This is a genomic window from Prochlorococcus sp. MIT 1304, from assembly GCF_047305015.1.
Classification (GTDB): Bacteria; Cyanobacteriota; Cyanobacteriia; order PCC-6307; family Cyanobiaceae; genus Prochlorococcus_A; species Prochlorococcus_A marinus_E.
This window is the reverse complement of sequence record NZ_CP138974.1, coordinates 515136-540121: the sequence shown is the minus strand read 5'-3', so window position 1 is coordinate 540121 and position 24986 is coordinate 515136. Positions and strand designations below refer to the sequence as shown.

General features: G+C 31.8%; 28 protein-coding genes. 15 read left to right on the top strand and 13 right to left on the bottom strand.

The features are described from left to right. Positions 1 to 31: 31 nt before the first annotated feature. Positions 32 to 1540, top strand: a complete 1509-nt coding sequence (locus SIB45_RS02940; protein WP_011862067.1) for a tetratricopeptide repeat-containing sulfotransferase family protein — start codon at positions 32 to 34, stop codon at positions 1538 to 1540. 325 nt (positions 1541 to 1865) lie between these two features. Beyond that, complete coding sequence (locus tag SIB45_RS02935; protein WP_011862066.1) at positions 1866 to 3179, top strand: tetratricopeptide repeat protein; 1314 nt, start codon at positions 1866 to 1868, stop codon at positions 3177 to 3179. Between the two features lie 336 nt (positions 3180 to 3515). On the opposite strand, the gene SIB45_RS02930 is transcribed toward SIB45_RS02935, so the two are convergent. Further along, positions 3516 to 3698 carry a hypothetical protein gene (locus SIB45_RS02930; RefSeq protein WP_041484647.1) on the bottom strand — a complete coding sequence of 61 codons (183 nt, stop codon included), beginning with the start codon at positions 3696 to 3698 and terminating at the stop codon, positions 3516 to 3518. Between the two features lie 323 nt (positions 3699 to 4021). Here SIB45_RS02930 and SIB45_RS02925 point away from each other — a divergent pair, with 323 nt between their 5' ends. Continuing rightward, on the top strand, positions 4022 to 4339 hold the full coding sequence (locus tag SIB45_RS02925; protein WP_011862065.1) for a hypothetical protein: 318 nt from the start codon (positions 4022 to 4024) through the stop codon (positions 4337 to 4339). A gap of 184 nt (positions 4340 to 4523) precedes the next feature. On the opposite strand, the gene guaA is transcribed toward SIB45_RS02925, so the two are convergent. Both guaA and cbiD read right to left on the bottom strand, forming a co-directional pair. Then, complete coding sequence (guaA, locus tag SIB45_RS02920; RefSeq protein ID WP_011862064.1) at positions 4524 to 6110, bottom strand: glutamine-hydrolyzing GMP synthase; 1587 nt, start codon at positions 6108 to 6110, stop codon at positions 4524 to 4526. A gap of 54 nt (positions 6111 to 6164) precedes the next feature. Continuing rightward, positions 6165 to 7277 (bottom strand): cobalt-precorrin-5B (C(1))-methyltransferase CbiD, encoded by a 1113-nt coding sequence (gene cbiD / locus SIB45_RS02915; protein ID WP_011862063.1) that lies wholly within the window; start codon positions 7275 to 7277, stop codon positions 6165 to 6167. 87 nt (positions 7278 to 7364) lie between these two features. On the opposite strand from cbiD, the gene SIB45_RS02910 reads away from it, so the two are divergent. Beyond that, positions 7365 to 8501 (top strand): pyridoxal-phosphate-dependent aminotransferase family protein, encoded by a 1137-nt coding sequence (locus SIB45_RS02910; RefSeq protein ID WP_041484737.1) that lies wholly within the window; start codon positions 7365 to 7367, stop codon positions 8499 to 8501. A gap of 1 nt (position 8502) precedes the next feature. Here the strand turns inward: SIB45_RS02910 and SIB45_RS02905 are convergent, their stop codons facing one another. Then, the gene (locus SIB45_RS02905) at positions 8503 to 8700 is read right to left on the bottom strand and encodes a hypothetical protein (RefSeq protein ID WP_011862061.1); all 198 of its coding nucleotides are present in this window, start codon (positions 8698 to 8700) and stop codon (positions 8503 to 8505) included. 133 nt (positions 8701 to 8833) lie between these two features. Between SIB45_RS02905 and SIB45_RS02900 the strand changes: the two genes are divergently transcribed. From SIB45_RS02900 to pdxA, 5 genes are all read left to right on the top strand, one after another. Beyond that, positions 8834 to 9346, top strand: a complete 513-nt coding sequence (locus SIB45_RS02900) for an AbrB family transcriptional regulator (protein ID WP_011862060.1) — start codon at positions 8834 to 8836, stop codon at positions 9344 to 9346. A 56-nt stretch (positions 9347 to 9402) separates the two neighbouring features. Next, positions 9403 to 9855 carry a DUF6554 family protein gene (locus SIB45_RS02895; RefSeq protein WP_011862059.1) on the top strand — a complete coding sequence of 151 codons (453 nt, stop codon included), beginning with the start codon at positions 9403 to 9405 and terminating at the stop codon, positions 9853 to 9855. Between the two features lie 166 nt (positions 9856 to 10021). Beyond that, positions 10022 to 10423, top strand: coding sequence for an HNH endonuclease (locus tag SIB45_RS02890; protein WP_011862058.1), 402 nt, complete (start codon positions 10022 to 10024; stop codon positions 10421 to 10423). 263 nt (positions 10424 to 10686) lie between these two features. Further along, on the top strand, positions 10687 to 11565 hold the full coding sequence (locus SIB45_RS02885; RefSeq protein ID WP_011862056.1) for an NAD-dependent epimerase/dehydratase family protein: 879 nt from the start codon (positions 10687 to 10689) through the stop codon (positions 11563 to 11565). Between the two features lie 19 nt (positions 11566 to 11584). Then, on the top strand, positions 11585 to 12619 hold the full coding sequence (gene pdxA, locus SIB45_RS02880) for a 4-hydroxythreonine-4-phosphate dehydrogenase PdxA (RefSeq protein WP_041484646.1): 1035 nt from the start codon (positions 11585 to 11587) through the stop codon (positions 12617 to 12619). Here pdxA and accB read toward each other — a convergent pair. Beyond that, positions 12596 to 13102 carry an acetyl-CoA carboxylase biotin carboxyl carrier protein gene (accB, locus tag SIB45_RS02875; protein WP_011862054.1) on the bottom strand — a complete coding sequence of 169 codons (507 nt, stop codon included), beginning with the start codon at positions 13100 to 13102 and terminating at the stop codon, positions 12596 to 12598. The two genes, pdxA and accB, sit on opposite strands and share 24 nt — an antisense overlap. Then, the gene (gene efp, locus SIB45_RS02870) at positions 13102 to 13662 is read right to left on the bottom strand and encodes an elongation factor P (protein ID WP_011862053.1); all 561 of its coding nucleotides are present in this window, start codon (positions 13660 to 13662) and stop codon (positions 13102 to 13104) included. Before efp ends, accB begins: the two co-directional genes overlap by 1 nt. A gap of 43 nt (positions 13663 to 13705) precedes the next feature. Between efp and SIB45_RS02865 the strand changes: the two genes are divergently transcribed. Further along, entirely contained in the window at positions 13706 to 14797 is a 1092-nt protein-coding gene (locus SIB45_RS02865) for a peptidylprolyl isomerase (protein ID WP_011862052.1), read from the top strand. Beyond that, the gene (thiL, locus tag SIB45_RS02860; protein WP_011862051.1) at positions 14790 to 15776 is read left to right on the top strand and encodes a thiamine-phosphate kinase; all 987 of its coding nucleotides are present in this window, start codon (positions 14790 to 14792) and stop codon (positions 15774 to 15776) included. The genes SIB45_RS02865 and thiL overlap by 8 nt, the downstream gene beginning before the upstream one ends. Here thiL and gap read toward each other — a convergent pair whose 3' ends face one another. Continuing rightward, positions 15777 to 16799: a type I glyceraldehyde-3-phosphate dehydrogenase gene (gap, locus tag SIB45_RS02855; RefSeq protein WP_011862050.1), complete on the bottom strand. Its 1023-nt coding sequence runs from the start codon at positions 16797 to 16799 to the stop codon at positions 15777 to 15779. It lies immediately after the preceding gene. 193 nt (positions 16800 to 16992) lie between these two features. On the opposite strand from gap, the gene murC reads away from it, so the two are divergent. From murC to SIB45_RS02840, 3 genes are read left to right on the top strand one after another with little or no spacing between them, the layout of a single operon-like run. Further along, positions 16993 to 18399: a UDP-N-acetylmuramate--L-alanine ligase gene (gene murC, locus SIB45_RS02850; protein WP_041484645.1), complete on the top strand. Its 1407-nt coding sequence runs from the start codon at positions 16993 to 16995 to the stop codon at positions 18397 to 18399. 15 nt (positions 18400 to 18414) lie between these two features. Next, positions 18415 to 19308: a UDP-N-acetylmuramate dehydrogenase gene (gene murB, locus SIB45_RS02845; RefSeq protein WP_011862048.1), complete on the top strand. Its 894-nt coding sequence runs from the start codon at positions 18415 to 18417 to the stop codon at positions 19306 to 19308. 17 nt (positions 19309 to 19325) lie between these two features. Continuing rightward, positions 19326 to 19676, top strand: a complete 351-nt coding sequence (locus SIB45_RS02840) for a YbaB/EbfC family nucleoid-associated protein (RefSeq protein WP_011862047.1) — start codon at positions 19326 to 19328, stop codon at positions 19674 to 19676. On the opposite strand, the gene rsgA is transcribed toward SIB45_RS02840, so the two are convergent. The 5 genes from rsgA to msrB all read right to left on the bottom strand — a co-directional run bounded on the left by rsgA (position 19642) and on the right by msrB (position 23221). After that, positions 19642 to 20559, bottom strand: coding sequence for a ribosome small subunit-dependent GTPase A (gene rsgA / locus SIB45_RS02835; RefSeq protein ID WP_011862046.1), 918 nt, complete (start codon positions 20557 to 20559; stop codon positions 19642 to 19644). The two genes, SIB45_RS02840 and rsgA, sit on opposite strands and share 35 nt — an antisense overlap. Continuing rightward, positions 20549 to 20779 carry a sulfurtransferase TusA family protein gene (locus SIB45_RS02830; protein WP_011862045.1) on the bottom strand — a complete coding sequence of 77 codons (231 nt, stop codon included), beginning with the start codon at positions 20777 to 20779 and terminating at the stop codon, positions 20549 to 20551. The genes rsgA and SIB45_RS02830 overlap by 11 nt, the downstream gene beginning before the upstream one ends. Then, positions 20779 to 21903, bottom strand: a complete 1125-nt coding sequence (gene dnaJ, locus SIB45_RS02825) for a molecular chaperone DnaJ (protein ID WP_011862044.1) — start codon at positions 21901 to 21903, stop codon at positions 20779 to 20781. The genes SIB45_RS02830 and dnaJ overlap by 1 nt, the downstream gene beginning before the upstream one ends. 29 nt (positions 21904 to 21932) lie before the next feature. Further along, positions 21933 to 22652, bottom strand: a complete 720-nt coding sequence (grpE, locus tag SIB45_RS02820) for a nucleotide exchange factor GrpE (protein WP_011862043.1) — start codon at positions 22650 to 22652, stop codon at positions 21933 to 21935. 74 nt (positions 22653 to 22726) lie between these two features. Then, positions 22727 to 23221, bottom strand: a complete 495-nt coding sequence (gene msrB, locus SIB45_RS02815; protein WP_011862042.1) for a peptide-methionine (R)-S-oxide reductase MsrB — start codon at positions 23219 to 23221, stop codon at positions 22727 to 22729. A 22-nt stretch (positions 23222 to 23243) separates the two neighbouring features. On the opposite strand from msrB, the gene dusA reads away from it, so the two are divergent. After that, positions 23244 to 24248, top strand: coding sequence for a tRNA dihydrouridine(20/20a) synthase DusA (dusA, locus tag SIB45_RS02810; RefSeq protein ID WP_011862041.1), 1005 nt, complete (start codon positions 23244 to 23246; stop codon positions 24246 to 24248). Here the strand turns inward: dusA and SIB45_RS02805 are convergent. Then, positions 24245 to 24898, bottom strand: a complete 654-nt coding sequence (locus SIB45_RS02805; protein WP_011862040.1) for an RNA recognition motif domain-containing protein — start codon at positions 24896 to 24898, stop codon at positions 24245 to 24247. The two genes, dusA and SIB45_RS02805, sit on opposite strands and share 4 nt — an antisense overlap. Positions 24899 to 24986 lie beyond the last annotated feature (88 nt).

Below are 24986 nucleotides of genomic sequence, written 5' to 3'. Positions count from 1 at the left end.
AAAAAAAATTTTTGTAAAGACTATACTAGCTATGAAGAAATTATCTTTATTAAAAATGAAAGGTTTTGGCGAAAAGAACCAATCAAAGAAAGAAAAAATTTCAAAAAATAAACAGAAATTAAATAACGATCAATTGATACAAAAAGCATTCTATCTTCAGGCACAAGGAAGGAAGTCAGAAGCAGCAAAATACTATGAATATCTTATTAAACAAGGAATAAAAGACTGTCGAGTTTTTTCTAATTATGGAATATTCCTTAACGAGATCGGAAAACATAAAGAATCAGAATCAAAACTTAAAAAGGCAATTTCTCTAAATCCTGAATATGCAAATGCTTACTACAATCTTGCAGTTTTATTCATAGGTCAAGGGAATTTGGAAAAAGCAGAATTAGAACTCAAAAAAGCAATTAAACTTAAATCAGACTTTGCTATTGCTCACTATAATCTTGGTTTCATATTAAAAGATCAAGGCAGATTAAAAGAGGCAGAGTCATATACTCAAAAAGCACTTGAAGTTGATCCTCAATTAACTGATGCATATTTATCACTATCAACTATACAAACAAGTAAAACACCTCAAAAATGGCACAATCAACTTTTTTCTGAAAACATTTTAAGAAATAAAAACAATAGAGAGTTAGTGAATATTTTTTTCGCAAGATCAAATATTTTTCATAGAAAAGGACAATATAAAGAAAGTGCTGAAAATCTTGTTAATGCAAATAATATGAAACTAAGTATGCATAAATCCGAGGTAGATTTATTAATTGATAAAACTAAAAAATTAAAAATTTCCTCAGATAACTATAAAAGCAATAATCAAAAATTTGAAAATTATTCAATGTCCATTTTTATAGTAGGTTTGCCTAGATGTGGTTCTACCCTTGTCGAATCAATAATAAGTTTAAATACTAAAGTAAAAGATCTTGGAGAAATTAATATCTTTGAAGAATCATATAGAGAATATAAACAATCTAAAAAACAAAAAAGTCTAAGCGAGATATATTGGAAAAAATTAGAAATAAATGATAGTAAAACAATCACAACAAACAAATGGTTATTTAATTATCAATATGCAGGCATAATTGCCAAAGCAATTCCTAATGCAAAAATAATACATTGTTATAGAAATCCTTTAGATAACATTCTGTCAACTTATAGAGCACATTTCGCAACAGGGAATAATTTCTCTTCGAGTTTGGTTGATTCTGCCGAAGTCTATTCTGATCAAGATGAGATTATGAGAACATATAAGAAAGAATTTAAAAATCATATATATTCATTAAATTACGATAAGTTAGTGACTCATCCCTTAGATGAAATAAAATCGTTGATTCATTGGTTAGGTTGGAACTGGAATGATTTATATTTATCGCCACATTTAAATAAACGAAGAGTCTCAACAAGAAGTAATGTTCAGGTTCGTTCACCAATTAACACAAAATCATTAGGAGGATGGAAAAACTACAAAGAGATGCTTAAACCTGCGATGGAAATCATTACTAAAAAGAAAAAATATAAAGACCTTAAATACTAATCAAGAAATAATTTTTGCATATAAAGAAGGCATATGCTAAAAAACGACTAAACCTAGACTCTGACTTACAAATTGTTTTGGAACTACTCCCACTCAATAGTTCCATTAATCTAATCCCACATTACAGCAGAGATGGGTTTTTGCGTGACAAACCTATGACAAAACGACTTATTCCAACATTATGTAAATACAACTAAGTTTTTGAATTAACTGTAGAAAATTAGTTAGTGAAATCAAAATTTTGACATTTAAAAAACAATATTCGATAGTTGCTAAAAAATTATACAATTATAATCAAAACTTAATTGAACATTATTACTAGAGAATGAAAGTTTTTGAAAATGAGGATCAATTTCATAAAAAACTAAATAGAAACAACAAAAAAATTAACCGTTCTAAAGAACAAGTATTAGGTAAAGCATTTCAATTTCATTCACAAGGAAATATTGCAGAAGCAGCAAAATATTATCAATATCTAATAATTCAAGGTGTGGAAGATCATAGGGTTTTTTCTAATTATGGATTAATACTAAAGGGACTTGGAAAATTGAAGGAAGCAGAATTATCTACTCGTAAAGCTATAGAACTTAATCCCCACTATGCATTGGGATATTCAAATCTTGGAGGCATATTAAACTCTCTTGGAAAATTGAAGGAAGCAGAATTATTTATTCGTAAAGCTATTGAACTTAATCCTAAAGAAGCAGAATTACATTCGAATCTTGGAGGAATATTAAATTCTCTTGGAAAATTGAAGGAAGCAGAATTATCTACTCGTAAAGCTATAGAACTTAATCCTGAATACGCAAATGCATATTATAATTTAGGAAATATTTTAAGAGACTTAAAGAAGTTATCTGAAGCAGCAATATCACTAAAAAAAGCAATAAAACTTAAACCAAATTTTTTTGAGGCTCACAGGGATTTAGGAATATGTTTATATCTTTTAAAAGATATAAATTCAGCTGTCAAATGTATAGTTAAAGCAAATTACTTTGATAAGAAAAATAGAACTAACAAATTATTATTAAGTATTTTTCAACAAGAACTAACTGTTAATAATAAAGACTCTGAAAAAAATAGTTCGGTGAGCTCTTTCACGAAATCTAACTCAAATTCAAATCTCATTACTTTAAATCTGCCAGTAGACAAGAAACTCGTTGAATGCTTATACAAGATAAAAGCCAGAAACCAAGAAATATATCAATTCCCAACTTTCGGCGATGCTATAGGTTCAGATTACAAGTTATTCGAGAGGAGTGAGGTAAGTATAGATAGTTTTAAAAAACAATTAATAGTAATTGCAAAAAATAGTTTGAAGTCAAATATCTTTATAAGCGATTCTTTTTTTACTATATTTCGTTCGGGGGGTGGTTTAGTAAGTCACGATCATTTAAATAAAATAGACAGAATAGAAGGATTAGATATTGCTAAAAAAAAGTTTTCTCTTGTCTATTATCTATCAGTTGGTGATCAAACTTGCGATGAGCCAGGAATTTTAAAATTAGAAAACCCAAATCAGGAAATTCTTCCTTCTAATGGTTTGATAATTATTTTCCCAGCACAAAGAAAACACTCTGTATTTTATAAAGGCGAAAAAGATAGAATTATTATTGGAGTAAATTTTTACAAAATATAAATATAAAATAAAGAAGAACAAACAAACTTAATACGATTTCTCTTAAAGTTAACTAAAAGTGTTTTGTAGAACTCAAGTAAAACTTGATTTTTAAAACAATTAGCATCAGATAATCTAATATTTGAATTATTTTTGTTTGAGAGTTAAAAGTTGTAGTTATAACTCGGTTATCAAATTCACTTTATTCCCACTCTATAGTCCATAAATTTAAGCAAGAAAAAAAGTCAGTCATATCAATACATCTCAAGGCATAATTTTAAATATTATTTCGTGTGAAACCCGTGTGAAACCACTTTTTAGATCGAGATTATTTAATAAAAACTAAAAATTAATTACTCAGTCACAGTAAATTAAACAATTTTGATTAGTTGGATGTTCTCTACATTCTTTCTCCCAAAAGTTTTGAAACTCAGGGGTACATTTTTGTAATTCTTGTGGAGTCTCATTCAAGTTTAACCCTGCATAATTGAATGCAGTTAGGTATCTTGGAAGGACATTAAATTGATTGAATAGTTTCATAAGACCTCCTAGATCTATATCTATATTGTCCTCCTATTTACTTGAAATTCATAGAGTATTATTACCCGGGTAGAAGTGCTTTGTGGTTTGTACGACTATCTTTTTCTATTCAATAGGAGTAGAAATAATTCAGGAGTCAAAAATACTTCATCGACTTTGTGGACAGTGAGGTGCATAAGACTCGAAGAGGGCAAACAAATGCCCTCTTATTTTATTTTCAAGAAGGAAAGATATTGCTTTGGGGTATTATCAGGAATTTTCATAAAAAATAAACTATCACTTTAATATGAATTAATGAGGAGAAAAATTATCCTTGATATTTAATGTTGCGACTTCTTCCACTACCGATTTTTATAGGAATTTACCTATTCTCTTACTGGAGATGTAGAAAAAATATTGCTGCAAGTGATAAGCAACTAAAAGCATGCATTGATTGGGCATATATAAAAAATTTACCTCTTCCACCAAAACCTTCATTTGTCGAGTTTTATATTGTTTATGTTTTTTCTTTTTTTAAATTTCCCTTTGGGATAATTATTCAAACATTACCTTTCTCGAAGAAAGTAAGACACTACGAAAGAGAAATGAAATTAATATTTGATAAATGGAATTTAGAAAAAATTAAAAAAATAAACAATTAATTATTTAAGGTGTAGAGAAATTTCAAACTCTACGATTTCTCTATAGAGATAGATTTTTACCTCCATGTGAAACCTATGTGAAACCTCCATATCGAGATCCCTTGCCAATAGGTTAAAAGATTCTCATGTGAAACTCGTGTGAAACCAATTTTTCTAGACTATGACATGGTTTATACCCTACTTTTCATTCCCATTCAATAGTTCCAGGAGGTTTGCTCGTGATATCATATACAACTCTATTTACTGAAATTACTTCATTTACGATTCTATTTGCAATCCTCTCCAAAATCTTAAAAGGAATTTTTGACCAATCTGCTGTCATGCCATCTTCACTAGATACGCAACGTAAAACTATTGGCCATGCATAAGTCCTTTTATCTCCCATAACTCCTACAGTTTTAACCGGTAGCAATACTGCAAAAGCTTGCCAAATATCGTTGTAAAGACCAGCTTTTTTAATTTCATCTCTTACTATCCAGTCTGCATCTCTTAAACAATCAAGCTTTTCATTATTCACCTCGCCCAAAATTCTTATAGCTAATCCCGGGCCTGGGAATGGATGCCTTTTTATAATCTCATCCGGTAAACCTAAGGCACCGCCGACTTTTCTGACTTCATCCTTAAAAAGTTTTCTTAATGGCTCAACTAATTTAAATTGTAAATCTTTTGGCAATCCACCCACGTTATGATGACTCTTTATTTTTACAGCTATTCTTTCACCAGTCTTGGGATCAATATTAGTACCAGCACTTTCAATAACATCAGGATAAAGAGTACCTTGAGCTAAGTACTGAAAAGGTCCCAATCTATTACTTTCTTCTTCAAATACTCTAATAAATTCTTCACCAATAATTTTCCTTTTTTGTTCTGGATCAGTAATCCCTTTTAATTTGGCAATAAACCTTTCCCTTGCGTTAATATATTCAACTTTAATGTGAAATTTCTTATCAAAAAAATTCATTAAAAATTCTGGTTCGCCTTTTCTCATGAAACCTTGGTCAATAAACATGCATGTAAGCTGATTTCCAATTGCTTTATTAAGAAGAAAAGCAAGGGTCGAGGAATCAACTCCTCCTGACAAGGCAAGCAAAACTTTTTTATTGCCAACTTGCTCTCTTATCCTAGGAATAGTTTCCTCTATGTAGGTTTCAGTTGTCCAATCAGCCTCACAACAAGAAATGTTATAAACAAAATTTTTAATTATCTTCATCCCAAACTCTGAATGTACAACTTCAGGATGAAATTGTACGCCAAATAATTTCTTTATATCATTTGAAATTGCTGCATGGAGTGTGTTCTCAGTATGAGCAATTTTATTAAATCCATCAGGCAAACAATTAATTGAATCGCCATGACTCATCCACATTATAGATTTATCTTCTACATCACGAAGGAGGTCAGATTCTTGATCTATATTTATTGGTGCTCTTCCATATTCAGCTTTTTTAGTTGCTGAAATAACTGACCCTCCAAGTTCTTTGACCATTAATTGCATTCCATAGCAAATGCCAAGAATAGGAATTCCTAAATTAAAAATTTTTTTATCACATTTCGGAGCATTTTGTTCATATACAGAGTTCGGGCCTCCACTTAAAATAATCCCTTTAGGATTTATATCATTGATGTCTTCAATTGAAATACAATTACTAACTACAAGAGAAAAAACATTAGTTTCTCTAATTCGTCTTGCAATCAATTCAGAATATTGAGATCCGAAATCTAAAATTAATATTGAAGGATCTCGTTCTTTTTTGAAAGATTTTTGACTCATGTATAAAAGTTAGCTCAATTTATTTACAAAAGCATAATGAATCACAAAATAATCTTATTGAAAATAAGAAATATACTTATTACCGTAAATTCCAGCCCATCTAATTTTCCTTTTTCTATCAAAAATGATTGATGCAATTTCCATATCAGTTTTTACATACCTATTTACATAAGTAAAAGAGCGCTTTTCAATCATATTGGATAAATTCTGGAATAATTTATCAGCTAAAGATTGATTAAATCTTTCAAGTAGTAGTAATGCATCCTCTAGATTATTTAACTGAGATAATTCAAATAATTTTTCAGGAGGTACCTTTTCTTGAACAGCTAAATAAACAAGAATCTCAATTCTTGCATCAGCTAAATGATTATGTGTATGAAAAATACCACCTGCTAATTTAATTAATTTTCCGTGATAACCAAAAAGAATTACAGTTTTAACTTTATTTATGGCAGCTTCAACTAATAATGGTCCTATCCAATTTCCAATTTTGATAATTGGTAAATTAATATTATAAGTTTTTGCCAAATTTAACCCATTTTCACCAATAACAAAAACGACTTCCCCTTTAAAATCATTTTTAATTAACTTTGCCAGATTAACTTTAGCCTTTTCTAACTGATCAGGTGAAGCACTCGAATAAGTCTCAGCCGAAGTACCAATAATAGATAGTCCATCAACGATACCAAATGACTTATTACTAGTTCTTTCCGCTAAAAAAGCCCCCTTTGGGAAAATAATTTCTAATTTCAAATTAAAGCCCTCAGGAATGATATCTAATAAATTTTGATGTAACACTTCTTTTGCAAAATTAGAAATACATATCTCCGACGTATCTTCTTTTATACCTACACCAGATCCTGCAATAATATTTATCGGAATTGTTGGAACAGGATTATTGAAAGAAATTTTTTCTAAAGAAGCTATTGTCCATATTTCTAAGTTTTGCGTTATGTCAAGATCTAAGCCTGACTTTGCAAAGGTAATTCCTAACGCATGCGAGTCATCTTTAAGTAAACCAACAGAATGAATCTCGATTTTTATTTCTTTTTTTTCATTAGGAATTTTTATTAGTTCATAATTTTCAAATGATAAACCTACCAGTTTTTTTAATGCTGACCTAGCAGCTCCAGCAACCCATAAAGGTAAAGAAAATCCTTTTTTCAAATCAAGTAATTGAAAAATATATAATGAGAACTAATCTAAGAATGACCTATATAACAAAAAGTGGCCATACAACAAAAATTATCATTGATGATTCCTGGACCCACACCAGTTCCAGAAAAAGTTTTACAAGCATTGAGTAAGCATCCAATAGGCCATCGCAGCAAAGAATTCCAAGACCTCGTACAGAGTACTACTAAAAATTTACAGTGGCTTCATCAAACTCAAAATGATGTTCTAACAATTACTGGTAGTGGGACAGCCGCAATGGAGGCTGGAATAATAAATACCTTAAGTAGAGGAGATAAAGTAATTTGTGGAGAAAATGGAAAATTTGGCGAAAGATGGGTAAAAGTTGCTAAAGAATTTGGTCTAGAAGTAATAAAAATTGATTCGGAATGGGGAATTCCGCTTGACCCAGAAGAATTTAGAAAAGTATTAGAGGAAGATAAACACAAAGAAATAAAGGCAGTTATTTTGACTCATTCTGAAACCTCAACAGGTGTCATTAATGATCTAGAAACTATAAGTTCATATATTCGTAAACACAACACAGCTTTATCAATTGTTGACTGCGTTACAAGTCTTGGTGCTTGCAATGTACCAGTAGATGAATGGAAATTAGATATAGTTGCTTCAGGTTCACAAAAGGGATATATGATACCTCCAGGTCTTAGTTTTATATCTATGAGCCAAAAAGCATGGGAAGCTGCAGAAAAATCTAATTTACCAAAATTTTACTTAAATTTAAAATCCTACAAAAAAAGTCTTCAAAGTAACAGTAATCCATATACTCCAGCAGTTAATTTGGTTTTTGCTTTAGATGAAGCTTTAAAAATGATGCGAGAAGAAGGCTTAGATAACATTTTTAGGAGACACAATAAACATAAACTAGCTATGAGCAATGCCGTAAAGGCTTTAAATCTAAAATTATTTGCTGATGAAAAATATTTAAGCCCTTCAATTACTGCAATAAAAACCGAAGGGATGGATGCTGAAGAATTTAGAAAAACAATAAAAAATAATTTTGATATTTTACTTGCTGGTGGTCAAGACCATTTGAAAGGGAAAATATTTAGAGTCGGACATTTAGGTTATGTTAATGATAGAGATATTATTACAGTGGTTTCTGCTATTGGAAATACACTTCTCAAAATGCGAAAAATTTCAGCCCAACAAGTTGGTGAAGCATTAGTTGTAGTATCTAAATATCTTGAGGAAAAATAATTTAAGTTCCAGGCTCTTCAACATTTCCGCCTAGTTCAAAAATCTTTTTTCTAAGAACAATCGACTTTTTTTCATCACCGTTGGTTTGTGCTATTGCTAGAGCAAACTCTAATTTTTCTAGCTGATGGCCACCCTCAAAAAAAGATAATTTTTTCCTTATGCGGTTTTTATTATCTTTGTATGAAATTTGTGAAGACATAAAAATTCATGCTTTAGATAACATTATGCCAACAAAAGGGGACATTACGAGAGGAAAGAAAAAATATTATTTGACTTTAAACCTAAAAAAAAAATTTTTTTTTTAATATTATGTTCAAACATCTTACAAAATTATGCCAAACATAAATCTAATTTATTATCTAATTGCAGGTAGTATTTTTGGAGCTTTAGCCCTAAAAACGGGTATTCCTGCTGCTCCTCTTGCAGGTGCTTTGATAGGCGCAAGCATACTTAGCATCAGCGGTAAAGTTGATATAGCAGAGTGGCCAATCGGCACGAGAACAATTTTAGAAATCGGCATTGGAACAGTTATTGGTACATCATTAACCAAAGACTCATTAATGGATCTTCAAACCTTGTGGAGGCCAGCTATTTTAATAACTTTTACTTTAGTTATTACAGGATTAGCAATTGGATTATGGACAAGCAGATTACTTAATATAGACGTGATAACAACAATTCTTGGTGCCGCACCAGGAGGTATTAGCGGTATGAGTCTTGTAGGGTCAGAGTATGGGGTGGGAGCTGCAGTAGCTACCCTGCACGCAGTAAGGTTGATTACTGTACTTCTAATTCTTCCTTTAGTTGTGAAATGCTTGAATATATTTGGAGTAATTAAATCTTAAATTTCTATAGACATATTGACAATAAAAGATATTTTTAAATAGAAGATAAATGACTAATGCAAAGATTTAAGGAGAAAAAACTAATATTATTAGCGTTGGGAGTTTTCACTCCTCTAATCCTTACTAATACAAAAGTTAATGCGAGCTCATTTGGGGCAGAAATTTTTTGTACTATGCGTGAAGGCGGAAATGATCATGAAAGTAGTTGGGATGCAGCTTATTCATATATAAAAAAACAAAAGGGAGGATTTTTCAAAGTTTCTCCTAAAAATGCAGCAGCACAAATTACTGAAACAGTTATAAGAGAAAAAGAACAATTTACTTATTGCGTAGAATATTTAGATAATCTTCATCCAAATAGAAAACTAATACGAGATTTAGAAAAAGAAGAAAAAAGAAAAGAAAAAGAAGCACAAGATAGAGAAAACAAAAGAATGAAATTAGAAAAAGAATTAGAAGAAACTAATAAAGAAATTTCTGATGAAACACTTGATAGATATAGTTATTAGTTAAGTTTTTAAAAAGATAATAATTTTTTTCAAAATTTACTAAATACTATTTTGTATCTAAACACACTAAAACATATTTTTACTAGAAAATTTACTCTAAAAAAGAGTAAGTAATTATTGACTTTTATTATATTCAAGCCATTATTTATTTAACTAAATATTCTGAATGCATATTAATGATGCGGTATTTTTAGAGGATTTATGTCCTAAATTCAGATTGAGACAATGGCGAAAATCTATTCATAGGTTTACAGGAAAAAGTTGTATATATTGCGGAAGACCATCTGAATCTATTGACCATGTAATACCAAGATGCCAAGGAGGCTTAAGCACAACAGAAAACTGTGTCCCTGCTTGTCTTTCCTGTAATGGGGATAAATCAGATGAAAATGCTTTGTATTGGTATAGAAGGCAAAAATTTTATGATCCTCGAAGAGCAATGGCTATAAGAGCTTGGTTAGAGGGGGATTTAAGATTAGCTATTAGATTACTACAATGGGCTAATCCTAATTTTAAGGTAAAAAATAAAGATTACGAAAAAGATGAATCAGAATATAAAGCAGCTTGACTACCAAACATTACATATTTTTATAGAGTTATAACTCTCACATATACTTTCCAATTCTTTTGGGGATTCTGGAAATATTAAAATTGTCGAAAATGCGAGAAGAAAGACAAATAATTTTTGGTAGAATTTAAAATTAACTAATCTAACTTCTTTCTCTATAAGACGAGGATAACTTTTGCTAACAAAGAAAGTTTTTGATTTTAAATCGGGCTTAAGAGCTGTCTTCATCATTAATTAATACATATGTACTACTTTAACCCGGCATGATGAAGACTGCAAGTTTAATTGGAAATAAAAATAAATTTTTAATCTTAGGATGTGGTTACAGCGGTAGTTATTTTGCAAAAACTATTAAAAAATTCGGTTGCACTGTTTTAACAAGCTCAAGATCTATAAGCGGTGATCCAAATAGTTTTGTTTTCAACAGCGAAAACGGTGTGGTTCCTGATGCAAAAATTTTTGATGGAGTAACTCATATTCTTAGTTGCATACCTCCCGACAAAAATGGGAATGATCCAGTATTAAAAAGTCTTAAAAATAAACTAAAAAGTATGTCCCTTGAATGGGTTGGCTATTTATCTACTACAGGAGTTTACGGGAATACCAAAGGTGATTGGGTTTCTGAAATTAATGAACCAAACCCCTTTCAAAAACGAAGTTATAAGAGGTTAAATTGTGAAAAAGAATGGATTGAATCTGGTTTACCTGTACAAATTTTCAGGTTACCGGGTATTTACGGACCTGGAAGATCGACTTTTGAGGCAATAAAAAATAAAAAAATTCGCGTGATATCAAAAAAAAACCAGGTATTTTCGAGAATTCATGTTGCTGATATTGCAAATGCAATTATCTACTTATTACAAAACAAAAATTCCTTAAAGTTTTACCAAATTATAAATATTGCAGATGATGAACCCTGTTCTCAAATAGAGGTAATTCAATTTTGCTACGATTTACTTGGCTTAACAATGCCAAAGCCAATATTATTTGAAGATGCAAAAGAGGAATTATCACCTATAGCTAAATCTTTTTGGATGGAAAATAGAAGAGTTTCGAATAAACTTTTATGCGAAACACTTGGATATAAACTAATTTATAAAAACTATAAAGTAGGCTTAAAAAATTGCTATCTGAATAGTTAAAAAATAAATTTAAATTTTTATGAATTTACAAAATACAAATAAACCATTGAAGGTAGTAATAAGCGTGGGAGATGAGTCAGGTATTGGACCCGAAATAATCTTAAAAGCACTTTGTTCAAATGAGATACCAAAAAATATTGAATTTAAATTAGTTGGATCAGAAAAAAACCTACATGATACATATGAACACCTTAGATCCTTAGGATTGGAAAGCCTTGCAAATCCCAAAAATTTAAAGATACATGATCTCGAAGTTTCTTCAACAAATAATAACTCTAAATCAAGTTACGGTGATTCAAGTTTCCAATATTTAAAAAAAGCAATAGAAATTGTAAAACAATATCCCGATTCAGCACTTGTAACTGGACCAATTTGCAAGAAATCATGGTCCTTAGCAGGTCATGACTTCACGGGTCAAACTGAAGTACTAGCAAAATCATGTGGGGTAAAAAACGTTGGAATGTTATTCACAGCAAAATCACCAATTACAGGTTGGAGATTTAATACTCTACTAGCAACAACCCACATAGCACTTTGTGAAGTTTCCAAAAAATTAAATACAGAATTAATCCACTCTAAATTAGATCTTTTTAAAGATTTTTGTAATACCTATAATGATAAACCGACTTTAAAAGTAGCAGGATTAAACCCTCATGCCGGCGAGGAAGGTATTTTAGGACATGAAGAAAAAGATTGGCTCAATGATGCATTAATTACATGGTCAAAAAAAAATAGAAACATTAAATTATTAGGCCCTTTATCACCAGATAGTTGCTGGAATTCTTCCGTAAAAGCCTGGAGTGACAAAAATGCTGAAAAACATGATGGCATTCTTGCTATGTATCATGATCAAGGTTTAATACCAATGAAAGTGATAGCCCTTAATTACTCAGTAAACACCACAATCGGTTTACCTTTTATAAGAACATCTCCAGATCATGGAACAGGATTTGATATTGCTGGCAAAGGAGTTGCTCAATCTCAGAGCATGATTGAGGCGATAAAGGCCGCTGTAGAAATTACTAACAATTCAAGACTGCTTTACACGCATTAAAACTTGGCCAAATTCTACTGGTGTCCCATTTTCAACGAGAATCTCTACTATTTCAGCATTAAATTCAGATTCAATTTCATTCATTAATTTCATTGCTTCCAAAATACAAATAGTTTGACCAACTTTAACGTTATTTCCTACTTCGACGAATGGCTCCTCACCAGGCGCTGCAGCCCTATAAAATGTGCCAACCATAGGAGATGTAATTTCAGTTAGGTCAGAACGCCCTGGAGGTGCTACCTGAGGCGCTTCAGGCTCATTAACTAGAGGAATAGCGTCGTTGATGGGTTTTTGATTAGCAATTGTTTGCTTATCAATTGAAGTATTAGAAACTAAATTATTAAAAACTTGGTTGTGATCAAGTAAATTCCTTTTTATTTCGAGTTTAAAATCTTCTCCCTCTAGCGAGAACTCTTGTATGTCACTTGTAGAAATCTTATCTATTAAGTGATTTAAGTCTTCATGATCTAATTTCATAGCCATTAATTTTCACGTCCAAGATAACTGTCATTACGAGTATCAACTCTAATCATTTCTCCCACAGAAATAAATAAAGGAACCATAACTTGAGCACCTGTTTCTAGAATAGCTGGTTTCGTGCCCCCACTAGCAGTATCACCTTTAACTCCAGGATCAGTCTCTGTAACTTTCAAAGTGATAGATATTGGAAGTTCTACTTCTAAAACTTTACCATTATGGAAAATTACATTAACCTCCATTCCTTCTTTCAAATACTTTGCGCCTTTACCGATTTGTTCAGAGGAAAGTCTTGTCTCTTCAAAACTTGTCATATCCATAAAAACATAATCACCAGACTCCACATAAGTGTGCTGCAGGTTAGACTTCTCAAGGATAGCCTGCTGTACTGATTCTCCGGCTCGAAAAGTTTTTTCAACCACGTTGCCGTTTTGAACTGATTTTAATTTTGTTCGCACGAAAGCAGAACCCTTACCAGGCTTGACATGTAGAAATTCTACAACACGCCAAACTTGTCCATCCAATTCGATGGTAGTACCTGTGCGAAAATCGTTACTGGAAATCATTCCTGTATTACATCCCCAAGGATCATAAACCTGCAAGAGTGCTATGCAAAAATTCTTATCAAATCAGAACAAACTTTTCTTAATCATATCAATTGTAATTTTACAGGTTTTCCTCTTGAAACCGATTCAAGTACTAGCTGATTTACCTACTGGAAATGCAGTAAAAGACCCTAGTGCAATCCTCAGAAATGCACTTCCTATCAAGCAAGTCGAGTTGCAAGAAATTCAACATAAACTGGAAGAAACTAGTGATCTTGTAAGAGGAGGAAGATGGCCCGCCCTTTCAAAAACTGTTACAAAATGTCAATCTTTACTAAAAAAATACCAGAGTAAAATTATTCAAGAATTACCAAATGATAAAAAGGAAATTGCTGAAAAAACATTTTTAGAACTCAAAGAAAATTTTGATAGTCTTCAAGACTATTCTAAATCAAAGGATAAATACTCATTTATAGCGACCCGAAGAGACGCCTTAGATAAAATAGGTGGATTAGAAGAATATTTTCTACCAACTGAATTTCCATACTCTATTCCTCAGGAATTTGATAATTTACCAAGATTACTTGGCAGGGCAAAAGTCAATATAAAAACTTCCAAAGGAGATATGCAAGCTATTGTAGATGGATTTAACGCGCCACTTACAGCAGGAGCATTTATTGATTTATCTTCAAAAAACTTCTACAAAAATTTACCTATAAATAGAGCAGAAGAATTTTTTGTACTGCAAACAGGTGATCCAATCGGTGAAGAAATTGGCTATGTAGATCCTGAAACAAACGTAGAACGTCACGTTCCCTTAGAAATTAGAATTCCTAACGAAAAAGATACTTTTTATAATCAAACTTTTGAAGATTTAGGTCTTTACACAGAGACGCCAACATTACCTTTTGCCACACTTGGAACGCTAGGATGGTCTCATTCAAATACCGCAGTTGATGATGGCTCATCACAATTTTTCTTCTTTTTATATGAAGCAGAATTAAATCCAGCAGGTCGCAATTTAATTGACGGGAGAAATGCTGCCTTTGGTTACGTTGTTGATGGATTTGATGTATTAGAAGAGCTTACTAAAGATGACACAATCATTTCAATTGATGTTTTAGATGGGATTGAAAACCTCAAATTAAATGCATAAAAAAACATTAGAAGATATAGGAGAAAAAGAATTAATCAATAGGCTAGGAAAATTTATGCCTAAAAACCAAATTTCAGATGATTGCGCTTTAATCAAAACTAAAAATGAAAATTTACTTGTTAATACTGATTGTTTGGTAGAAAATGTTCATTTCAATGACATTAATATTTGTCCTATGGACCTTGGGTGGAAAGCAGTTGTAAGCAACATCTCAGACTTATTATCTAGTGGCAGTAAGAAAACTATTGGAATTACAATAAGCCTAGTTCTACCTCCTAGAACTGAGTGGATTTGGGTTGAAGAATTATACAAAGGAATTAATAAAGCATTAAAAGAATATGGCGGGATGATTCTAGGGGGAGATTGCTCAAAGGGGGATGACAAAGTCATTTCAATTACAGCCTTTGGAATACAAGGTGAACTTGAATTAAGAAGAAACGCATGCAAACCAGGAGAGATAATTTTAACTACAGGAATTCATGGTCTTAGCAAACTAGGATTTTTGATGCAAAATAAAATTAATTTCGATAATCAATTTTCTCTTAATGAAAGATTAATTATTAAGTCCATTGAACATTTTTGTCGACCTAGAGTTTACCCAAATTTTCTAAATAATCTCCTCAAAACTCGCTCCAATAAAAAAATTAAGAGAATAGGATGCACTGATAGCAGTGATGGTTTATTTCAAGCATTACAAGATCTAGCAATGGCTAGCAGCTGCAAAGCGATAATAGATTATGAAAAAATACCTAAAGATAAAGATTGGCCTAATGGAGATAAATGGGATGAATATTATTTTTTTGGGGGTGAAGATTATGAATTAGTGTTCTCATTGCCAAAAAAATGGGCAAAGAATTTATCTAAACTTGATAAAAATATTAACGAGATTGGTTTTTTTACTGATGGTAAACCATCAATAGAATTTAATGATAATAAAAAAAACAAAATATTAAATAATACGACTTTCAAACACTTTTAGTTACTCCCAATTCTTAGCAACAATCTCTGCTAAATCTACAACTCTCTGACTATAACCCCACTCATTGTCATACCATGCAAGGACCTTAACAAGGTTATCTCCGATACACATAGTAAGGTCACTATCTACAATTGATGATTCATTGGTACCTGCATAATCACTCGACACTAATGGTTCATCTCCATACTTAATAATGCCTTTCATTGAGCTTAGAGATGCTTCCTTGAGAGCATTATTGACTTCTTCAGTTGTGACAGATTTAGAAGATTCAAAAACAAAATCTACCGCTGAAACGTTAGGAGTTGGAACTCTCATTGCAATTCCTGTTAATTTGCCTTTCATTTCTGGGTATACAAGTGCTACTGCTTTTGCAGCACCTGTAGAAGTAGGAACGATGTTTGTAGCAGCGGCTCTAGCCCTTCTTAAATCTCTATGACTATTATCTAAAATTCTTTGATCCCCTGTATAACTATGAATCGTAGTCATTAAACCTTTGTTAATTCCAAAAGTTTGATCTAAAACTTTAACTACTGGAGCTAAACAGTTCGTTGTACAACTGGCATTACTCAAAATATCATAATCTGTATGCTTATATGTATCAGCATTAACTCCAACTACATAAGTACCAACTCCATCGCCTTTACCTGGAGCAGTTAAGATAACTTTTTTTGCTCCCACCTCTAAGTGCTTACTTGCTCCTACGTCTGTATTAAAAACGCCAGTAGATTCGATAACCAAATCTACACCCCAGTCTTTCCAAGGGAGATTTAATGGGTTTCTATCAGAGAAACACTTAATTGTCTTGTTATTAATTACAAAAGTATCATCAGTATATTGAATATCAACACCATCAAGTTGACCAAGGACTGAATCATACTTTAATAGATGAGCATTTGTCTTAGGATCTGAGGTAACGTTAATTCCAACTACTTCAATATTGGTATAGGCCCCTCTACTAAGCCAACAACGCATAAAGTTTCGACCAATTCTGCCAAAGCCGTTAATTGCAACACGCAAAGTCATAACTAATAATTTCTAAAAGATTTACCTAAGTTGCTGATCATACTGAATTTTGTGCAATAACGTAAGGTTTTTTTGATTTATTAAGCAAATAAGTCTAGTTTTGTATTAATTCACGAAAAAAAAACATTTTTTTTTAATAAAAAATAGCAAAATTATACCTAGAAGTTATTTTGATTTAAGTAAAAGATAAACATTGGATAAAGAATTACTATTGAAAGGTCATTTTCATTTTATTGGGATTGGGGGTATTGGGATGTCAGCATTAGCAATAGGTTTACTTAAAAAAGGTTATTCAGTTTCAGGATCTGATTTAGTTAAAAATGATGAAACCAATAAATTAGAGAAATTAGGTGCAGTAATCTTTAATTCTCAAGTACGACAAAATATTGAATTTATTATTTCAAAATTTACCAACAAATTGATTTATTTTGTTGTAAGCTCCGCGATCAAGCCAGAAAATGAAGAATTTTCGTACTGCAGAGAAAATAATTTATCAATAAAACATCGTTCAGAGATACTTGCAATGCTAATGCGCACTTACACTGCATTGGCGGTAGCAGGCAGCCACGGAAAAACATCAACCAGTACATTTCTTTCAACAATACTTGAGTTATGTACACGTAATTCGTCTTCAATAACTGGAGGAATAATTCCTATTTACAACTCTAATTGTCATTTAGATAATACAAAATACTTAGTAGCTGAAGTTGATGAATCTGATGGAACAATTAACAAATATAAGTCTGATATCGGAATAATTAATAACATTGATTTTGATCATTGCGATCACTTTTCTAATTTAAATGAAGTAATCTCTACTTTTAAAAGTTTCGCTAAAAACTCTAAAAAATTACTACTTAATTTTGATTGTGAAACGTCAAGAAATAATTTTTATTCTAATTGGAAGTGGTCAAACAGTACTGCTAAAAACGTTACTTATGCAATAATTCCGATTGAGATTAATTCAAAGTATACAATTGGGAAATATTATGAAAATGGAAATTTTATTAGTAGTTTAAATATCCCAATTCCAGGTTTACACAATCTATCAAATATCACCGCAGCAATAGCTGCTTCAAGAATGATAGGAGTAGATTTTATAGAAATTAAAAAAAATATAAAATATCTAAAACTGCCAAAAAAAAGATTTGAATTTAGAGGCCAATTAGATGAAAGAAGTTTATATGATGATTATGCACATCACCCAAACGAAATAAAAGAAACGATTAAATTAGGAAGATTATTGATTCAACAAAACCATAATAAAGAATGTCAAAAAAGTAGATTAATAGCTATATTTCAACCTCATAGATACTCTCGAGTAAAACAATTTACGAAAGAATTCGCTGAAGAATTATCAAAAGCAGATGTTATTTATGTAACCAGTATTTATGGAGCAGGGGAAGGAAACGAAGATAGAATAACTTCGAAAATTATCACTGATCTGATTTATAAAAAAAATAAAAATGTTAGTTACATAAATAATTATTATGAAGTTACGAAGAATTTTTACGAATTAACTCAAAAAGGGGATTTAATTTTGAATATGGGAGCTGGTGATTGTCATAATTTCTGGTCAATTTTAAATAAAAATAATTAAATGGATAAATAATTTATGAAAAAAACAATTCTTTCTGAAAGCTGTAATTTAAGTAATTATACGACTATAAAAGTGGGAGGAATAGCTGAATATTTTGCTGAGCCAGTAAGCATTGAAGAATTTTCATATCTAATAAAATGGGCCAATTTAAACAAACAAAGATGTCAAATAATTGGCGCAGGTTCAAATCTTTTAATAAATAATATTTTCATAAAAGGCTTAGTTTTATGTACAAAAAAATTAAAATCATTAAAGATAGAGCCATATTCAGGAATTGTTGAAGCTGAAGCAGGTGTAATGCTCCCAACATTATCTAATTCTCTTGCTAAAAATGGATTACAAGGAGGGGAATGGGCTGTCGGAATTCCAGGAACATTAGGAGGAGCAATTTATATGAATGCAGGCACAGGAAATTTATCACTAGCAAAAAATCTTATTTCCGTAAAAGTTATAAATAATAAAACTCATGAACAACTTGAAATTGAAAAAAAAGATATAAACTTTGAGTATAGATTTAGCTCTTTTCAAAAAAATGATTTAACAATTATTAGTGCAAGACTACATTTTGAGCCTAATGGAAATCTAGAACAACTAATTCAAACAACCAAAAATAACCTTAAATTAAAAACAGAAACACAACCATATCATCAACCAAGCTTTGGTAGTGTTTTTAAAAATCCTGAAAATCATTATGCTGCTAAATTAATTGATGAAATGGGTTTAAAAGGATTTAAAATTGGCGGTGCTGAAATTTCTACAATACATTCAAATTTTATAATTAATACTTCTTCAGCAAGTTCAAAAGATATTTTTGAATTAATAACAGTAATTCAACAAAAAGTACTACAAAACAAAGGAATTTATTTGCAACCGGAAGTAAGAATGATTGGTTTTGACTATCCTAATTAAAGAAACTTTTTTACAAAATGGCGGGTTTTGGACTTCCAAACTTTGGACAACTTACAGAAGCTTTTAAAAAAGCTAAACAAATTCAGCAAGATGCTCAAAAATTACAAGATGAACTTGAAAATATGGAGATTGAAGGAAAAAGTGATGATGAAATGATAAAAGTCTGGATAAGTGGAAATCAACTTCCTTTAAAGGTAGAAGTACAAGAAAATTTTTTAAATGCAGATAAAGAAAAAATAGAGCAAAACATTTTACAAGCTATTAAAAAAGCTCATGAATTATCAACTACAACTATGAAAGAAAGGATGAATGATTTGACTGGTGGATTAAATCTTAATCTTCCTGGTTTTGATAATAATGACTCTTAGCAGACTCAATCATTTCTTTATAAAAAGAATATCTTTCAAAGGATTTATTTAAATTACAACCCTCGTCTTTTAAATGTAAGCAGTTACGAAATTTACACTTAATTCCTTCTTCAATTACCTGTTTATATATTTCTGCATAAAGATTTGGTAACAAATTAATATCAATCTCTGGAGGTTGCATATTAAAACCAGGAGTATCCACAATGTAACTTTGATTCGATATTGAAAATAACTCTATATTTCGAGTTGTGTTTTTACCTCTCTTAATTTTATTGGAAACTGGAGCAGTACTATTTTGAAGGCCTGGAATTATCATATTAAGCAAAGTAGTTTTGCCAACACCTGATGGGCCCATAAAAATTGAACACTTTTTTTGCTTTAAATCAGCTAATAAATTATTAAAGTAATCAGATCTTTCAAAATTTAAAGTTATTGCTTGGTAACCCCATTTCTCAAATTTATCAATTAATGAAGATCTTCTTTTATCTGAAATTAAATCACATTTTGTCAAAACTAATGACACTTCAACACCCATAGATTCTGCTGATATCAAAAACCTATTAACTTGAGATAAATTTAACTCTGGCTCTTCTACTGAAAAAGTGATGTATATGTTAGAAATATTTGCGACTGAGGGTCTAATTAATAAATTTTTTCTTTTCATAAGACTTGTTATTATTGCGCGTTTACTTTTTAAATCGATATTTTCAATTATTACTTCGTCACCAACATAAATTAATTGATCCTTAAAATTTATAGACTTCCTCACCTTACATAAAAATTTGTCGCTATTTTCAGAGTTTTCTTGATTTTTTAAGTCAACTAAAAAAAAATCATTAAATTTTTTCGTAACTAAACCTAAATTTTTACTATTAGTTTTCATTCAATATTTTTATTTTTATAAATTTTTTACTTTCTTTAATTTGCTTAAAGAAACATCCCATCTCTTTTAAGTTATTTAATACCATTTCTTCTGGCTCACCTTTATCTAGTTCAACTATAAGTTGTTCATTTTTAGATAACTTTTCCAAAGCCAATTTGATTTTGACAACATTTAAAGGACATGGAACAGATTTAAGATCCAAATGCTTTAAAGAAGTCATTAAGATTCTTTACCAAATAATTTACTAAAAAGTCCACTACTGGAATTAATATTTTTGTCTGAATATTGCGAAGCTAAACCCTCCAAAAGCTTTCGTTCTTCGTCAGTTACACGAGTTGGCAATTTTACTTTTACTAAGACTTCATGATTTCCTCTAGCAACCGGATTACCAAGTCTAGGTACCCCTTTATTCTCAAGTGAAAGAGTTGTATTTGGCTGGGTGCCACACGGAATTTTTAAATTAACATTTCCATCAACTGTAGTAACTTTAACAGTGTCACCTAAAATGGCCTGTAAATAACTCACATCTATTTCTGAGTAAATAGTCACACCATCTCTTTTAAGTTTTGAATCATTCTTAACCTTGATAAAAACATAAAGATCTCCAGGTGGACCCCCTTTTAAACCAACATTACCCTCTCCGGAAACTCTTAATTTAGTACCTGTATCAACTCCTGCAGGAATATTAATTCTTAATTTTTTTCTAACTTGCTTTACTCCATTACCGCCGCAACTTACACATGGATCTGCAATTATCTGACCAGCTCCATTGCATGAAGGGCATTCAGCAACTTGTGTAAAATTACCAAAAGGTGTTCTCGTAGCTCTTCTTACTTGTCCACTTCCCCCACATGTTGAACAAGTTTTTGGTCCGGTACCTGGCTTAGCTCCCGTTCCCCTACAGACTTCGCATGTCTCAAGATGAGGAATTTTAATTTCTCTTTGTTGGCCGAATATTGCATCTTTAAAGTCAACATTAAGGTCATACCTGAGATCATCTCCTTGTTGAGGGCCTCTTCTTTGAGTTCTTCCACCCTGAGGATTTTGTCCACCAAAGCCATTAAAAAAAGTTTCAAATAAATCTGCAAAGCCACCCATATCGCCCATATCAGGCATTCCGGCTGCACCTCCAAGGCCGGCCTCTCCAAACTGATCGTATCTAGCTCTTGTTTCAGGATCAGCTAATGCTTCATAAGCCTTACCAATTTCTTTAAATTTATCTTCAGCACCAGGTTCTTTATTAACATCAGGATGATATTGTCTCGCTAACTTTCTATAAGCCCTTTTTAGAGTATCTGCATCAGCATCTCTTGAAACTCCAAGTATTTGGTAAAAATCAGCCATTAGATAATGCTTAAATAAGAATTTGGAATTTATACATCTTCAGAAGTATTTGCATCTGAATCAACATCCCCTTCAACTGTATCCTTTTCTACTTCCTGTTGTGATTTTTGTTTACCAGGTCCCATAGAAACCTTAGCCAATGCATGTCTCAAAACCTTACCCTCTAAATGATATCCTCGCTGCAATTCTTCAATAATAAAATCCTCTTCAAACTCTTCACTAGGCTCTCTTAATACAGCTTCGTGCAAATTTGGATCAAATTGTTGACCTACAACTCTCATGGGTGAGACTCCCTGTTGTTTTAAAACTTCTACCAATTGTTTATACAATCCTTGATAACTTCTATGAAGAGCTTGAGCTTCTTCACTTTCTGGTTTAAGTTGTTGTCTTGCTCTCTCAAAATTATCAACAATAGGGAGTATTGCAGTTAAAGTTTTTGAAACAAGTTGGATTTTTAAATCATCCTGATCCCTTGACTGCCTTTTTCTAAAATTATCAAAATCTGCTGAAATTCTTACATATTGATTTTTTAATGTTTCATGCTCTTTTTCTAATTGTTCCAATCTTGCATCATTATTTGAAATAGTATTTTTTAATTCTTCAGTATTTATTTCTTCTGTTTTTTGAGAAGATAATTCATCATTTTCGGTTGTTGAATTTTGCATAGATGATTTATCTTCAGGAGCATTATCCTGAATAGAAACATCAATTTCCTTATTATCAATATTGTCTGATTGATTTTCAATCATTTTTCTAAAATTTAATAAAACTATTCTCCAATAAAGTGATGCACAAAACAAGTTGCGGAAGGCCGCACAAATATTTAATCAGGAACAAATTTTAATGCTAATCCATTGTTACAGTATCTTTTACCAGTGGGAGGCGGCCCATCATTGAAGACATGTCCTTGATGACCTCCACATCGAGAGCAATGATATTCGGTTCTTGGGACAATTAACTTGAAATCAACTTTTGTTTCTACTGATCCTTCAATTGAATCCCAAAAACTTGGCCATCCTGTACCACTATCGTATTTTTTATCTGAGGAAAAAAGTGGTAAATCACATCCTGCACAATGAAAATTCCCTTTTCTCTTCTCATTATTTAGTTGACTACTAAAAGCTCTTTCAGTCCCTTCCTCCCTCAAAATATAATAAGTTTCAGGACTAAGCCTAGCTTTCCATTCGTCTTTTGAAAAATTCCACTCTTCTTTAGAAGCAAGTGAAGATGCTAATACTTGCATGGGCTTAAAGATTATTTTTAAGAATGACATAGTAGGAATTAGAATAAAAGTTCTTCTTGATAGAAATTGATTCATATATTTAAATTACAAAAAAGCAATGAATTTCATTCAGCCTAATTCTATTAAAAATATTCACAAATTAAGTATTGCTCCAATGATGGATTGTACTGATAAGCACTTCAGAATGATAATGAGAAAAATAAGTTCTGAAGCTCTATTGTATACGGAAATGATTGTGGCCCAGAGTTTAGTTTATACGGATAAAAAAGAATATTTTTTAGACTTTAATAGTGAAGAACACCCGATATCGATTCAGTTTGGTGGGGACGACCCTAAAATCCTCAAAGAAGCAGCCCAAATGGCACAGGATTGGGGTTATGACGAAATAAACTTTAATGTTGGTTGTCCCAGTCCTAGGGTTTGTTCTGGAAATTTTGGCGCTTCTCTTATGAAAGATCCTGAAAAAGTAGCAAAATGTATAGAATCTTTAAAAAATAATTGCAACTTACCGGTTACGATCAAACACAGAATCGGTGTAGATAATGATGATAGTTTCGTTAACTTGAATAATTTCGTAAGAATTATCGCAAATGCTGGTGCGGACAGATTTACAGTTCATGCAAGAAAAGCAATATTAAAAGGTCTAAATCCAAAACAAAACAGGACCATACCTCCACTAAATTATGATGTAGTTAAAAAATTAAAAAAATCAAATCCAGAATTGTTAATAGAAATCAATGGGGGTTTAACAAATATCGATCAATCATTAAAAGCCTTAAATGATTTTGATGGGGTAATGATTGGACGGTCAATTTATAAACATCCCTTAAGATGGTCTGAAATTGATCAAAAAATTTATGGAATTAATAAAAAAAACAAATCTGCTTCTAATATTATATTCTCCTTAATTCCATACATAGAAGCTCATATAAGTAATGGAGGAAAATCTTGGGATATTTGTAAACATCTTATAAATTTAGTCGAAGGTATACCAAAAGCAAAAATTTGGAGAAATCAAATTTCAAAAAAATCTATAAAAAAGGAATTAGATATTGAATATCTATTTAAATTAACGTCAGCCCTTCAAGAAATGGGTTTCTAATCTGCCTCGTTTGAAGCATTGCTCTCATTGGAGACTCCCCTTTTTCTCCTACTCCTACCGCTTTCATATTCAGAATTTTCAGAAGAATTTCCATAACTTCTATCTTCCCAACCTTCTGCTCCAGAAGATTTATTAATATTAGAGCTATTGGATTCAGAATTACCGCCACCATAGCCGCCGCCACTATTTCCGCCACCATAGCCGCCGCCACCATAGCCGCCACCACCATAGCCGCCGCCACCATAGCCGCCGCCACCATAGCCGCCGCCACTATTTCCGCCACCATAGCCGCCGCCACCATAGCCGCCGCCACTATTTCCGCCACCATAGCCGCCGCCACCATAACCGCCGCCACTATTTCCGCCGCCGTAACCGCCGCCTCTTCCTCCTCTACGTGAACCACCTGAACCTCTTGGCTCAGCTTTATTAATTCTTAATGGCCTACCCATAAGTTCCGTACCTTGCAAACCATCAATAGCTGTTGACTCAATCGCCTCATCAGCCATTTCAATAAATGCGAATCCTCTTTTTCTCCCAGTATCTCTCTCCAAGGGAAGAGAGCAATTTAAAACTTCACCAAAAGGGGCAAACAATTGTATAGCATCTTCACGCTCTGCGCGGAACGGCAAATTGCCAACAAAAATACTCACTTTAAACTCAACAAAGAAAATTTACCTTATAAAAAAACTACAATAGGTAGTCTCGTAACGTTGCCCTACTATTCTACTTCAAAGCATA